General features: G+C 69.4%; 9 protein-coding genes and 1 pseudogene. 2 read left to right on the forward strand and 8 right to left on the reverse strand.

Annotation, left to right across the window (positions count from 1 at the left end; genetic code table 11):
• Positions 1-230: 230 nt before the first annotated feature.
• Positions 231-743 carry a Uma2 family endonuclease gene (locus tag ABZ664_RS28585; protein WP_362516590.1) on the forward strand — a complete coding sequence of 171 codons (513 nt, stop codon included), beginning with the start codon at positions 231-233 and terminating at the stop codon, positions 741-743.
• An 87-nt stretch (positions 744-830) separates the two neighbouring features.
• Here ABZ664_RS28585 and hrpA read toward each other — a convergent pair whose 3' ends face one another.
• From hrpA to ppgK, 4 genes and pseudogenes are all read right to left on the reverse strand, one after another.
• Positions 831-4724, reverse strand: coding sequence for an ATP-dependent RNA helicase HrpA (gene hrpA / locus ABZ664_RS28590; RefSeq protein ID WP_362516337.1), 3894 nt, complete (start codon positions 4722-4724; stop codon positions 831-833).
• 266 nt (positions 4725-4990) lie between these two features.
• On the reverse strand, positions 4991-6838 hold the full coding sequence (locus tag ABZ664_RS28595) for a glycoside hydrolase family 6 protein (protein WP_362516592.1): 1848 nt from the start codon (positions 6836-6838) through the stop codon (positions 4991-4993).
• 51 nt (positions 6839-6889) lie between these two features.
• Positions 6890-7294 (reverse strand): annotated as a pseudogene (locus ABZ664_RS28600) (cellulose-binding domain-containing protein); the annotation flags it as partial.
• A 337-nt stretch (positions 7295-7631) separates the two neighbouring features.
• Positions 7632-8363: a polyphosphate--glucose phosphotransferase gene (gene ppgK / locus ABZ664_RS28605; RefSeq protein ID WP_362516341.1), complete on the reverse strand. Its 732-nt coding sequence runs from the start codon at positions 8361-8363 to the stop codon at positions 7632-7634.
• Positions 8364-8493: 130 nt separating this feature from the next.
• Between ppgK and ABZ664_RS28610 the strand changes: the two genes are divergently transcribed.
• A complete protein-coding gene (locus ABZ664_RS28610; protein WP_362516343.1) occupies positions 8494-9009 on the forward strand; it encodes a hypothetical protein in 516 nt (171 codons plus the stop codon).
• A 71-nt stretch (positions 9010-9080) separates the two neighbouring features.
• Here the strand turns inward: ABZ664_RS28610 and ABZ664_RS28615 are convergent, their stop codons facing one another.
• From ABZ664_RS28615 to ABZ664_RS28630, 4 genes are all read right to left on the reverse strand, one after another.
• Positions 9081-10028 (reverse strand): hypothetical protein, encoded by a 948-nt coding sequence (locus tag ABZ664_RS28615; protein WP_362516346.1) that lies wholly within the window; start codon positions 10026-10028, stop codon positions 9081-9083.
• 52 nt (positions 10029-10080) lie between these two features.
• Entirely contained in the window at positions 10081-10632 is a 552-nt protein-coding gene (locus tag ABZ664_RS28620; protein WP_362516348.1) for a hypothetical protein, read from the reverse strand.
• A gap of 621 nt (positions 10633-11253) precedes the next feature.
• On the reverse strand, positions 11254-12234 hold the full coding sequence (locus tag ABZ664_RS28625; RefSeq protein ID WP_362516350.1) for a LacI family DNA-binding transcriptional regulator: 981 nt from the start codon (positions 12232-12234) through the stop codon (positions 11254-11256).
• Positions 12235-12318: 84 nt separating this feature from the next.
• A complete protein-coding gene (locus ABZ664_RS28630; protein WP_362516353.1) occupies positions 12319-13956 on the reverse strand; it encodes an ABC-F family ATP-binding cassette domain-containing protein in 1638 nt (545 codons plus the stop codon).
• Between the last annotated feature and the right edge of the window lie 79 nt (positions 13957-14035).

The following is a 14035-nucleotide window of genomic DNA, read 5'->3' on the forward strand; positions in this document are numbered from 1 at the left end:
CGCCCATGCTCCCGGCCTCGCCTCTACGCCCGCGCCATGTCGCCGCCAGGCCGAACCGCGACCACGGACCATACGCGTCGCGCCCCACCGCACAGCCATACGAGACTTAGAGTCATCGCTCGGACACGGAGGGAGAGACTTATGGTGACAACGGCACGTGCCGTCCCGCCCGCCATATTCCCCGAAAGGATCCGGCACTGGCTCGCACGGCGCGGGATCTTCTCGAAACCCTGCCCCCCACCCCCGGCTTTCGCGCCGAAGTCATCGACGGGAACCTGATCGTGAGCCCCGTGGGCACCCCCGAACACAGCTGGAGCGCGACACTCCTCTCCTACGCGCTGCAGCCGGTCGTCATAGAGCGGAAGTGGCACGCCCACCTGGGCGGAGTGAACGTCTGCGTCGACGGCCCCCGAGACAGCCTCGTCCCCGACTTCGTGCTCGCCCCCGCCGACTGCCCACGCTGGGGCACACTGGAGCTGCGCTCCTCCGGGTTGATCATGGTTACCGAGATCGTCTCCTCGGGGAGCACGCGGGTCGACAGTGACGACAAGCCCCGCGTCTACGCCACGGGCGGGGTGCCCGTCATGCTGCTCGTCGACCCGATCGCCGCCCCTCCCACGGTCACGGTCCTGAGCGACCCCGAGGACGGGACCTACCAGACCGTCACACGCGTCCAGATGGGCAAGCCGCTCCGCATCCCCTCCCCCGTCGACTTCGACCTCGACACCTCGATCTTCCTGTGACTCCCGCCCCCCTGACGGAGCCTCGGCCTGCGGCGACGGTTCCGCGGGAATCACTCCGGAGCCGAACGGCTCCCCTTGGGGCAGCCCTCAGAGCTTCTCCATCGCCTTGCGGATGCGCTTGTCGGAGATCGAGTACGGAGTCCCGAGGGTCTGCGCGAAGTAGCTCACCCTGAGCTCCTCGATCATCCAGCGGATCTGGCGGACGTCGTCGTCCGAGCGACGGGCCGGTGGAAGCTTCTCGACCAGCTCGTGATACTCGTCCTCGATGTCGTGCACCCTGTCCATCCGCTCCCCGTCACGGAACGCGTCCTCGTGCACCTTCTCCAGCCGCCGTTCGGCCCCCTTGAGATAGCGGAGCAGGTCGGGCAGTCGCCGGTAACCGGTATCGGTGACGAAACCCGGATAGACGAGGTTGGCCACCTGGTCGCGGATGTCCTCGATCGCGCGGGTGGAGCGAGACTCGGGCAGCAGGGTCGAGACGGTGTGCCAGACCTTGAGGATGCTCTCGACCCGGGCGACCACCTCGGCGGTGGTGTCGAACAGCTCGGCCCTGACCCTGTCGTGCAGTGCGGTGAAGGCCGTCTCGTCCCAGACCGGGCCGCCGTGCTCGGCCATGAGGTGGTCGGCGGCGCAGGCGATGCAGTCGTCGAACAGCGCGGTGGCGCCGGCGTGCGGGCTGCGGCTCAGGGCGAGCTTGGACTGGTTGCCGAGGCGGCCGAGCACCCATTTGGCCGGTGACGGGGTGTTGAGCAGCAGCAGCCTGCGGGTGCCCTCCCACATCGCCCGGCGCTGCTCGGTCTCGGTCTCGTACATCCGTACGGCCACGGTGGCGCCCTCGTCGGCGAGCGCAGGGTAGGCCTTCATCCTGCGCTGCTCGAACGTCTTGGGCAGCGCGCCCACGGTCCATCCCGTCAGGCCGGTCTTCTCCAGGCCGGCGGCCTTGGAGAGGGTCTGGCGGAGCTTGGGGGCGAGCCGCCGTTTCAGCTCGGCCAGGTCCTTGCTCTCCGCCAGCTTCTGCCTGCGCCCGTCGATCACCCGGAAGGTGATCTTGAGGTGGTCGGGGACGAGGTCGGGCTGCCATGCCTCGCGCGGCACCTGGACGCCGGTCAGGTTCAGCAGCTCGCGCTCCAGCACGGCGAGCAGCGGCTCCTGGGTGGGCTCGGCCCGTTCCAGCGCCTTCTTGGCGTAGTTGGGGGCGGGGACGAAGTTGCGTCGGATGTGCTTGGGCAGGCTCCGGATGAGCGCGGTGAGCAGTTCCTCACGCAGCCCGGGGATCTGCCAGTCAAAACCCTCGACGTTGACCTGGTTGAGCAGCGCGAGCGGGATGTGCGCGGTGACGCCGTCGGCGTCGGTGCCGGGCTCGAACTGGTAGGTGAGGGGGAAGCGCAGGCCGCCCTGGCGCCACACGTCGGGGTAGTCGCGTCTGCTGACGTCGCCCGCCGTCTCGCTGATCAGCATCGACTTCTCGAAGTTGAGCAGGTCGGGCTGGTCGGTCCTCGTCTTCTTCCACCAGGAGTCGAAGTGGCGTCCGGAGACGACGTCGGCGGGGACGCGCTGGTCGTAGAAGTCGAACAGCGTCTCGTCGTCGACGAGGATGTCGCGGCGCCGTGCCCGCTCCTCCAGCTCCTCGACCTCTTCGAGAAGCTTGCGGTTCTCTGCGAAGAAGGCGTGGTGGGTCTCCCAGTCGCCCTCGACCAGGGCGTGCCGGATGAACAGCTCCCGGCTCAGCTCGGGGTCGATGCGGCCGTAGTTGACCTTGCGCTGGACCACGATCGGGACGCCGTACAGCGTCACCTTCTCGTAGGCCATCACCGAGCCCTGCTTCTTCTCCCAGTGCGGCTCGGAATAGGTGCGCTTGATCAGGTGCTGGGCGAGCGGCTCGACCCACTCGGGCTCGATCTTGGCGTTCACCCGGGCCCAGAGCCTGGAGGTCTCCACCAGCTCGGCCGACATCACCCAGAGCGGCTGCTTCTTGGCGAGCGCGGAGCCGGGGAAGATCGCGAACCGGGCGTTGCGCGCGCCGACGTACTCGGTCATGGGCCTGCGCGGCTCGTTCGGGGGGCGGCGACCGCCGCCGGCGTCGGCGGTCTTCTTGTCGATGTCCTTGACGCCGACGTGCGACAGCAGGCCCGACAGCAGGGAGATGTGGATCTTCTGCTCGTCGCCGGGGGTGCTGTTGAGGGTGACGCCCAGGGTCTTCGACATCTGGCGGAGCTGGCCGTAGACGTCCTGCCACTCGCGGACGCGCAGGTAGTTGAGGAACTCGGCCTTGCACAGTCGCCGGAACGCGCTGGAGGAGAGCTCCTTCTGCTGCTCCTGCAGGTATTCCCACAGGTTCAGGTACGAGACGAAGTCGGACTCCTTGTCCGCGAAGCGGCGGTGTTTCTCGTCGGCGGCCTGCTGCTTGTCGGCCGGTCGCTCGCGCGGGTCCTGGATCGACAGCGCGGAGGCGATGACCATCACCTCGCGGACACAGCCGTTGTGGTCGGCCTCCAGCACCATGCGGGCCAGTCGCGGGTCGACCGGCAGGCCCGCCAGCTTGCGGCCGAGCGGGGTCATCCGACGCCCCTGGTCGAAGGCGCCCAGCTCGAGCAGCAGGTCGTAGCCGTCCTTGACCTGGCGCTGGTCGGGCGGCTCGACGAACGGGAAGGCGCCGATGTCGCCCAGGCCGATCGAGGTCATCTGCAGGATGACCGAGGCGAGGTTGGTGCGCAGGATCTCCGGGTCGGTGAACTCCGGCCGGGTGACGAAGTCGTCCTCCTCGTACAGCCGGATGCAGACGCCCTCGGAGACGCGGCCGCAGCGGCCCTTGCGCTGGTTGGCCGAGGCCTGGGAGATCGCCTCGATGGGCAGGCGCTGGACCTTGGTGCGGTGGCTGTATCGGGAGATCCTGGCGAAGCCGGGGTCGACCACGTACTTGATGCCCGGCACGGTAAGCGAGGTCTCGGCCACGTTGGTGGCGAGCACGACCCGGCGGTTGGTGTGCGACTGGAAGACCCGGTGCTGCTCGGCGGCGGACAGCCTGGCGTACAGCGGCAGGATCTCCGCGTCCTTGCGCTTCGACAGCGCCTCGGCGGTGTCGCGGATCTCGCGCTCGCCGCTGAGGAAGACAAGGATGTCGCCGGGTCCCTCCGCGCACAGCTCGTCGACCGCCTTGCCGATCGCCTGGATCTGGTCGTCGTCCTCGGCGATCGGCCGGTAGCGCACCTCGACGGGGTAGGTCCGGCCGGAGACCTCCACGATCGGCGCGTCGCCGAAGTGCCGGGAGAATCGCTCGGGGTCGATCGTCGCCGAGGTGATGATCACCTTCAGGTCGGGGCGGCGCGGGAGCAGCTGCTTGAGGTAGCCCAGGATGAAGTCGATGTTGAGGCTGCGCTCGTGCGCCTCGTCGACGATGAGCGTGTCGTACTGGTCGAGGTCGCGGTCGTTCTGCAGCTCGGCGAGCAGGATGCCGTCCGTCATGACCTTGACGAGGGTGCCGTCGCCCACCTGGTCGGTGAAGCGCACCTTGTAGCCCACGGCGTCGCCGAGCGGGGTGTCGAGCTCCTCGGCGACGCGCTCGGCCACGGTGCGGGCCGCGATGCGGCGGGGCTGGGTGTGCCCGATCAGGCCCCTCACGCCCCTGCCCAGCTCAAGGCAGATCTTCGGCAGCTGGGTGGTCTTGCCGGAACCGGTCTCTCCGGCGACGATCACGACCTGGTTGTCGCGGATCGCCTCCAGGATGTCGTCCCTGCGCCGGCTGACCGGCAGCGCCTCGGGATAGGTGATCACGGGGACACCGGCGCGGCGCTGGGCGACGCGCCGTTCGGCCCGCTCGATGTCGGAGGTGATCTCCGCGGCGATCTTCTGCTGCGCGGCGCGGTTTCTGACCCTGCGTGCCCCGTCGAGCCTGCGGCGAAGCCGCCGCTGGTCACGCAGCGTGAGCTCGGGCAGGCGCGCGTGCAGGTCGGAGAGAGACGATGTCAAAGGAGGCGTTCCCATACTGAAGCCAGGATACTTTCGGCCCACGTGTGAAGGCTCACCCGCGGTCGTGAGGCGCGTGTGGGGCTCCACACCTGAAGGCCCCTGTGCGAAGGCCCAACCGCCCATGCTGCCCGAGACACCGCGCCACCGCATCCCAATATCGGACCCGTACGCCGTCCCCTTCTCCGGAAGGGGACGGCCCCGCCTCCCCCTGTAGGGGGTGACGGGGCCGTCGCGTCGGGCCTCACCCGGATTCCGCCGGGGCGGGAGCCGGGGTCAGCGGGTTACGGGAGGGGAGGGTAGGCGTTCTGGAGCAGCTGGCGGAACTGGGCGGAGAACCACTGGCCGGCGATCGGCGCGTCGGCCAGGGCACCGCTGGGGTTGTTGCCGTTGCGCTCGTTACCGCCGTAGGTCGGGTCGCACATCCGGTCGAAGCCCTTGCCCTCGTTGTTCGGGATCTCCTTGCTGGCGCCGTCGGACTCGCCCGGAGGCTTGACCCAGACGTAGGCGTCCAGGCCGGTCGCGGGGCTGGCCTGCGGGCGCTCGCCCAGTCCGGCACCGCTCTGGTTGCACCAGTTGCCGGCGTGGATCCTGCGGTCGATGCGCGACTGGTTGACGAAGGTGTCCACGTTCGTCGAGGTGCTGGGAGCGGCCGGGCGGGCCGAGCCTCCCCAGCCGTTGCGGGAGGTGTCGATCAGCATGCCGATGTTGGACTTGAAGCCCTTCTGGATCAGCGTGTTCCTGAACCCCTGGGCGAAGGAGAGCTCGTCGACGTAGTAGTTCCAGTCGACCCACTTGGACTGGCGGACGCTCTGGCCGTTGACGTTGGTGTTGATGGTGAAGTGCGGCTCACGCAGCGCCGAGTAGTTGGAGGTGTTGGTGATGAAGCCGTCCACGCTGTCGAAGCCCGCGACGGTGCCGGCGACGGTGCTCGCGAACAGGTCGGCGGACGGCCCCGAGTTGGAGTCCCAGCCAAGCCAGCCGTGGTGCCCGGCGTCGACGTAGGTGTAGACGTTCTTGATCGCGTGCAGCTTGTCCAGGGCGTAGCGGACGCCGTTGACGTAGGCGCCGCTGTCCTTGGCCTCCTGGCACGCCGCCAGGTTGAGGTTGGTCACCAGGTTCGGCAGCGAGTCGATCTCGACGATCGTCGAGATCCGCAGGCCCGCGTACTTCGGCTCGGCCATGATCGCGGCGATCGGGTCGATGTACTCGGTCTTGTAGCGGTTCATACCGTTCTCGGAGACGCGCAGCTCACCGTTGGAGGCGAGCGCCGAGCAGTCACGGTTGGGCAGGTTGTAGATGACGAACTGGATCGTCAGCGGCTTGCTGCCGTTGGCCGCGTCCTGCAGCAGGGCCTCGTCCAGGTGGGCGCGCACGCCCCTGTTCGAGGAGGTGCCCTCGATGGCGGCGATCCGGTCCAGCCACACGGCGGTGGAGATGTTGGCGATCGCGCTGCCGCCCGGCTCGGCGGCGGCCTTGGCCGACCAGTCGGGGTTCACGTAGCCGTCAGCGCCGGCGTAGGGGTTGTCGACGTGCACCGGCGTCGGGTCGGTGCCGTCGTCGTCGGCCTCGGTCACGGCGACGGTGGCGGCGGTGTGTCCGGCGGCGGTGGCCGTGATGGTGGCGGTGCCGTTGGTCTGGTCGGCGTCCTGGGCCGCCGAGACCGTCACGTTCTGCGCCGTGTTCCAGTTGGCGGTGGTGAAGGTCAGCGTGCTGGGCGCGATGGTGATGTCGCTGTCACCCGTCTTGGCCAGGCTGACCGTGACGTTGCCACTCGGCGCCTGGCTGAGCCGGAAGGCGGCCGTCCTCGACGAGCCCTCGGGGACGCTGAGGGAGGTCGGGGAGGCGACGATCGACGGCGTCGTGTTGCCGCCGCCCACGGTGAAGGGCACCGCGGCGGTCTGGGTGGAGAGCGCCGGGGAGGCGTTGTCGTACGCCTTGGCACTCGCGGTGTGCGAGCCGCTCGCCAGACCGGTGGCGGAGTAGGAGTAGGGAGCGCTGGTGTCGGTGTTGACCAGCGCGCCGTCGACGTAGAACTCCACCTTGCTGATGGAGCCGTCGTCGCTCGCGGTCGCGGCGAGCGGCACGGCGGCACCGGCCTGGTGGGTGGAGCCGGAGGCGGGGCTGGTCAGGCTGACCGTGGGGGGCTGGTTGACCGGGCCCTGCCCGCCGCAGGTGACGCCGTTGACCGTGAAGGAGGTGGGCTTGGGGTTGCTCCCGTTCCACGATCCGTTGAAGCCGATGTTGGTGGAGGCGCCGGTGGCGAGGGAGCCGTTGTAGGAGAGGCTCTTCGCGGTGACCTGGGCGCCCGACTGTGCCCAGGTGGCCGACCAGCCCTGCTGGACCGTCTGCCCGGCGCCGAAGGTGAAGCCCAGGGTCCAGCTCGTGAGCGGGTCACCGAGGTTCTTCAGGATAATGTTGGCGGTGAATCCGCCCTGCCAGTCATTGGTGGTGTAGGCGACGTCGCAGGCGACCGCGGCGTGTGCCGTGGCGGCCTGCCCGGTGGCAAGACCGGCGGCGGCCACGAACATGGCCGCCATGGTCGCCACCCGGTTGCGCCAGGTATGGCGGCGCGGATTGACTGTCATTCGTAATCATCTCCAGGACGATGGTGGGAGCGCTCCCATAGTCCGGATGTTTCGAGGATGTGTACAGCTTGTTGCACGTCGGAGGCCCTCGAATGAACCCCTCCCACCCTCTGACCTCACCGAACAGTTTTCTGGAGAAATGAAAGTTTCAGACTCCTCTCGGAAACCGCTCCCGGACCGTGCGTGATAGCCGCCGGTGAGCACCGCCGGGAGCCTTTCCTGAGGCACCGAACGCCTTTGGGGTCTCGTGAGAAACGCATGGTTCGACGTGAGCAGTCTCGCGAGCCGCCCGCGCGAAGTGTGTACCTCGGGCGGGCGACTTGAGGGAAGGTCGCCGCTACGCCAGGGCCGCCATGGCGGCGCCCACGATGCCCGCCTCGTTCTGGAGGCCCGCCGGGACGATCGGGGTGCGCAACTTGATCAGGGGCAGGAACCTGTCCGCCTTCTTGCTGACCCCTCCCCCGATGATGAACAGCGAAGGGGAGAACAGCGCCTCGACGTGCTCCAGATACTCCTGCACCCTCTCGGCCCACTCGGCCCAGTCGAGGTCGTGCGCCTCGCGCGCGTGGTCGGAGGCGCGCTTCTCGGCCTCCTTGCCCCTGATCTCCAGATGCCCGAGCTCGGTGTTGGGCACCAGGCGGCCGTCGATGAGCAGGGCGCTGCCGATCCCCGTGCCGAAGGTCAGCATCATCACCACCCCCGGCCTGCCCCTCGCGGCCCCCGCCGCCACCTCGGCCAGACCGGCCGCGTCCGCGTCGTTGAGCACGGTGACGGGCAGCCCCGTCACCTGGGAGAACAGCCTCCGCGCGTCCGTGCCGATCCAGTCCTTGTCCACGTTGGCGGCCGACCTGGCGACCCCGTCGAGCACGATCCCGGGGAAGGTGACCCCCACCGGCCCCTCCCAGGCGAAATGCTTGACGATCTCCGCCACCACCTCGGCCACGGCCTCGGGCTTGGCGGGGCTCGGTGTGGGGATGCGCCGCCTCTCCCGCGTCAGCCGCCCTCTCGTGACGTCCACCGGCGCACCCTTGATCCCCGACCCACCGATGTCTATTCCCAGCGTTTCCATGCACTTACCTCCTGTTGACTCCACATTCCCTCTTATAAGTGGCTGATACTCGTTTGCAGTGAGCGGTCAACCCGGCTGAAAGCGGCCCATCACACACTGTGGTCACAACAGCCGGAAAGGAATCCCTCCCATGACGATCAGCCGCCTTCTCACCGGACTCGTCCTCGCCACCGCACTCGTCTCCATCGCCCCGGCGACCGCCCAGGCGGCGACCGCGCCGGCGCGGAGCGGCCCGGCGACCGCCGACACGACGGCGGAGCAGGGCGCCGGCCCGTGGGGCACCTACTACGCCCCCGGCAGGAGGGCCAAGACGCACGGCTCGCTCACGGTCTACGGTGAGGACCACGCCGTCATCCCCGCCGCCGAGAGCGGCAGGATCTCCGGCAAGGTCTACGACCTGACCAGGGGCCCCTCCTGCGGCTGGGCGGTCTTCCGCCTCACCTACCGCACCCCCGACGGCAAGAACCTGCCGTTCAAGCACCGCAGCATCGTCGACTGCTCCTACGGCACCCCGAAGTCGTTCTCGTTCACCCAGCACGACCTCTACCAGGTCGAGCTCAAGGTCTGCTCCGAGCCCAAGGCTTCCAAGCCCTCCCTGAACTGCCTGTACGCGGGCACCTGGAAGATCCTCTACGTCTCGAAGTGAGCGACGGGCGGGGTCTCCCCACCCGTCCGCCCGCCCGGCACGGCCACCGGGCCGCCACCTCGACGGGAGCGTCAGCTCACCGAGGCGACGGCCCGGCGCCTGCGGCGCACCACGATGCCGAGGGCGGTGGCGGGAAGGAGCAGCCCGGCCACCAGCCCCACCAGGGGCAGGTAGTTCTCGTCAGGTTCGACGGAGAGGCCCGCGCCCGCCTCCGGGAAGGTGAGGGTGGCGGTGCCCATCCGTTTCACCATGCCGCTCATCAGGGTCAGCCTGGCCTTCCATGGACCGTCGGGCACGCGCCGGTCCATGGTCACCGTCACCGGGGCGGCGGTGTCCGGAAGCAGCGTGACCCCCAGGTCGGCGGGGAAAGGCCCGGCCTGCAGACCTCCGGGGCCATCCGTGAGCGACAACGACCCGTTCATGTCCAGGGTCCGCTTCCCGGTGTTACGGACCAGTGCCACCAGTTGCGGGCTGCCGTCCGGGGCGCGTGCGGGTGCCAGCGTCTCGATCCGGAAGTCCGACGGCGGTTCGCCGCCCGGCCCGACATCGAGGTAGACGCGGATCCCGACCCGGTTGACGACGCGCACGGGGTGGGAGTCGTCGGGTTCGGCGACGACCTCCGCCCAGACGACACCGAACCGCTCGCCGCGCGAGGCCACGGGCGGCACCTTGATCGCTACCTGGGCGGTCGACGTGCCGCCCGGCGGCACATCGACAGAGTCTCGGTCGAGCGACATCCAGCTCACCAGCTCGTTCCTGGGGCGGCCCGCCGGCGCGTTGAAGCTGTTGCGCGTGACGTCGGCGGCGGCCGGATACAGGCTGACGCGCTGCGGTCTCCTGGACGTGTTGGAGATCTCCACCTTCCGCTGGATGGTGGTGCCCGGATTGAGATGGTCGACGATGTAGGAGAGCGCGCGAGGATCGCCGCGGTAGCTGACCGGCGCTTCGAGAAGGCGGATGCCGATCGTGCCCCGGGGGTCCGCGGCGACCCGACTCCCGTCGGCTGACGCGCCGACCACACCGGAACACAGCGCGGCCAGCAGCGTCAGCGTGAACGGTCCAGCTATCCGGCTATGCCACCTGATGTGTCACCGTCCCGCTGTAGTCGCCGATCTGAGCCGTGATGGGAATGTTGACGATCAGCGTGGGGTTCCACGTCGCCGTGCTGCCACCCGTGCCTCCTGTGTGGGCCATGGCCGGGATGGCGTCCGCCGTCGTACCCGTCAGCGGGACCGCGTCGGCCGCCGTGGGCTGTCCGGGGATGAAGGTGCCGCCACCGGTGGTGGCGGTCGTCGGCCCGGACCAGTACTCCACGGAAGCGAAGGGGATCGTCAGGGCGGCGGCGGTGAAATCCGTCGCGAACACCGTCGCGGTCCAGACCGAGGTGGCCCCGCCTCGGGTGTCCGAGACCGACACCGGGCCGATCTGCCCGGTGAGCGTGCCACCGGGGGGAGCGGAGCCGAGATCGATTGGGCCGGCCGGCGCGGTGATGTCCAGGCTTCCTGCTTCCACGGAGAATGTGACGATTGTGTCGGCGCTGGGAGCGGCGACCGCCGGTGCCGCCAGGATGACCATGAAAGCGCCTACGCCCGCCGAGGCGAGCACGGCAAATCTCTTACGCAAGATCTTTTCCTTCCGAATGACGAAGCATGTCTTCGGGGGGCGGCAAGCGATGGATCCTCCACACTCGCCACGACAACTGTAAGAGATCGACAACTACACAGAGTGACGAAAACGGCAAACGGTAGGCCAGAGATGTTCCGGTGGCGACCAAAACCCTCGAAGGGGATGGAGGCGGGCATGCTGCGCTATTCCGGCGGGTTCACGGAAGGTCCGGACCCGTCACACGAACTCGCCCGGGACCGCCGCCACGAACACAGGTCCGTCACCGTCCGTCACACGAACCGGCGAAGGACACCTGTTGCGCGAACCGGCCCGGATCCTCTCGGCACCCGAGTCGGCCCGGGTACGCGGAGCCGCCGTCGGACATGTTTCCTAGGAAGCCAGAGACATTTCAACTTATTTTTTACGACATAGACTCGTAATAAAGAAAGGAAAGCTCGGAATATAGCGACGGCATACTGCCAGTTCGTCCGTGGCGTGACCGGAAGCGGGTCCCTCGGCGCGGCGACCGTCACTCGGACGCCCGGAACACCCGGAGCTCCAGCGAGGCGACCGGCGAGAGCCCCGGGGATCGGGCGCCGGGGCGCGGGGCGGCATCCCGCGCCTCGCGACCGGCGCCCCTCAGCGCTTGACCGGGCCCGTCGAGGCCCTGACCACCAGTTCGGGCTCGAAGAGCAACTCGTCGGCCGGGACGAGGGCCTTGTCGATCTGGGCCGCGAGCAGGTCGACGACCGCGCGGCCCATCGCGTCGATCGGCTGACGCAGCGTCGTCAGCGGCGGGTCGGTGCAGTTCATCAGCGCGGAGTCGTCGTAGCCGATCACCGAGACGTCATCGGGCACGGAGAGCCCGGCCCTGCGGGCCGCCCTGATCGCGCCCAGGGCCATCACGTCGCTCGCGCAGATGACGCCGGTCACGCCCTTTCGCATCAGCCGCGCGGCCGCCGCGTGCCCCCCTTCCAGGGAGAACATGGTGTGCTCCACGAACTCGGGGTCGAGGTCCGCCGCGTCCAGCTTGCGCCGCGAGGGCACGTGGTCGGGAGGGCCGAGCACCATGCCGATCCGCTCGTGGCCCAGCGACCGCAGGTGGCCGAGCGCCATCTCGGCGGCGGCCGCGTCGTCGCAGGAGACCTGCGGGAAGGCGAGGTGCGCGACCGCGGCGTTCACCAGCACGGTCGGCAGGCGTCGCTCCCGCAGCAGCTCGTAATGGTCGTGGGGGGCGTCGGCCTGGGCGAACAGCCCCCCGGCGAAGACGACCCCTGACACCTGCTGCTGGAGCAGCAGATCGACGTACTCCGCCTCGGAGACGCCGCCCAGGGTCCGGGTGCACAGCACGGAGGTGAAGCCCTGCTGGGCCAGCGCGCCCCCGACCACCTCGGCGAAGGCGGGGAAGATGGGGTTCTGCAGCTCGGGGAGGACCAGCCCGACCAGCCGCGCCCTGTCACCTCGCAGCTGGGTCGGCCGCTCGTAGCCGAGCACGTCGAGCGCCGTGAGGACGGCCTCACGGGTCGCCTCGGACACGCCGGGCTTCCCGTTGAGCACGCGACTGACCGTCGCCTCGCTCATCCCGACCTTCTTGGCCACTTCTGCAAGCCGTCGCGTCATGATGAAACTATAAGGCAAAAAAAGCAATTACTTGCAGAGACTTGCGAAAATTACGTCATCAGTCAGGTCCCGCAGGCGTCTCGGTCACCTTTCGGTGATCCGGCCTTCGTCGACGTGGACCCGCCGGGTGGTGTGCACCGCCTCCAGCATCCGGCGGTCGTGGGTGACCAGCAGCAGCGTACCGGGATAGGAGGCGAGCGCGGACTCCAGCTGCTCGATCGCAGCCAGGTCCAGATGGTTGGTCGGCTCGTCCAGGACGAGCAGGTTCACCCCGCGCGCCTGGAGCAGCGCGAGCGCGGCCCGGGTCCGCTCCCCCGGCGAGAGGGTGGCGGCCGGGCGCGGCACGTGCGCGGCGCGCAGGCCGAACTTGGCGAGCAGCGTGCGGACGTCGCCGGGGGCCATGTCGGGCACGGCCGCGCCGAAGGCGTCCACCAGGGGTTCGTCGCCGAGGAAGAGCCCGCGCGCCTGGTCCACCTCCCCGACGACCACGCCGGGACCGAGCGAGGCGTTGCCCTCCTCCAGCGGGAGCCGGCCCAGGAGCGCCGCGAGCAGGGTGGACTTTCCCGAGCCGTTCGCGCCGGTGATCGCCACCCGCTCCGCCCAGCCGACCTGCAGGTTCACCGGGCCGAGGGTGAACGTGCCGCGGCGGACCACGGCGTCGCGCAGCGTCGCGACGACGGCGCCCGACCTCGGCGCCACCGCGATCTCCATGCGCAGCTCCCACTCCTTGCGGGGCTCCTCGACCTCTTCCAGCCGCTCGATCATCCGCTCGGTCTGGCGGGCCTTCGCCGCCTGCTTCTCCGTCGTCTCGGTACGGAGGTTGCGGCCGATCTTGTCGTTGTCGGGCGCCTTTCGCCGCGCGTTCTTGACGCCCTTCTCCATCCAGGCGCGCTGCATCCCCGCGCGCTGCTTGAGGGAGGCGACGGTGCCCGCGTACTCCTCGTACTCCTCGCGGGCATGCCTGCGGGCGACCTCGCGCTCGGCGAGGTAGGCCTCGTAGCCGCCGCCGTGCACCCTGACCAGCTGCTGGGCGAGATCGAGCTCGACGACCCTGTTCACGGTCCTGGCCAGGAACTCGCGGTCGTGGCTGACCAGGACGGTCCCGGCGCGCAGGCCGGTGACGAAGCGTTCGAGCCGCTCCAGCCCCTCCAGGTCGAGGTCGTTGGTGGGTTCGTCCAGCAGGAAGACGTCGTATCGGCTGAGCAGCAGGGAGGCCATGCCCGCCCGCGCGGCCTGGCCGCCGGAGAGCGCCGTCATCGGCCGGTCGAGCTCCACGGCGAGGCCGAGTTCGTCGACGACCTCGGCGGCCCGGTCCTCCAGGTCGGCGCCGCCCAGGGCGAGCCAGCGCTCCAGCCCGGTGGCGTAGTCGTCGTCGGCGCCCGGGGTGCCCTCCACCAGCCCCTGGGTGGCGGTGTCCAGCGCGCGCTGCGCGGCGGCCACCCCGGTGCGGCGGGCCAGGAACTCCGCGATCGTCTCGCCCGCGCGGCGCTCACGCTCCTGGGGCAGGTAGCCGACCGACGCCGAGGGTGGGCTGAGGCGCACGGAGCCGTGCTCGGCGGGCAGCAGCCCCGCGAGGATCCGCAGCAGGGTGGACTTGCCCGCGCCGTTCACCCCGACCAGGCCGACGATGTCACCGGGGGCGACCACCAGGTCGAGCCCGGTGAAAAGCGCGCGGTCGCCGTGTCCGGCGGCCAGATCCTTGGTGACGATGGTGGCACTCATACGCAAACGCTATCCGTCCGGCGACACCGCGACACCACACCCCAATTGTCCGTTATGTCCGATTGGCGATGCTAAACCC

The organism is Streptosporangium sp. NPDC006930 (assembly GCF_040635605.1).
Classification (GTDB): Bacteria; Actinomycetota; Actinomycetes; order Streptosporangiales; family Streptosporangiaceae; genus Streptosporangium.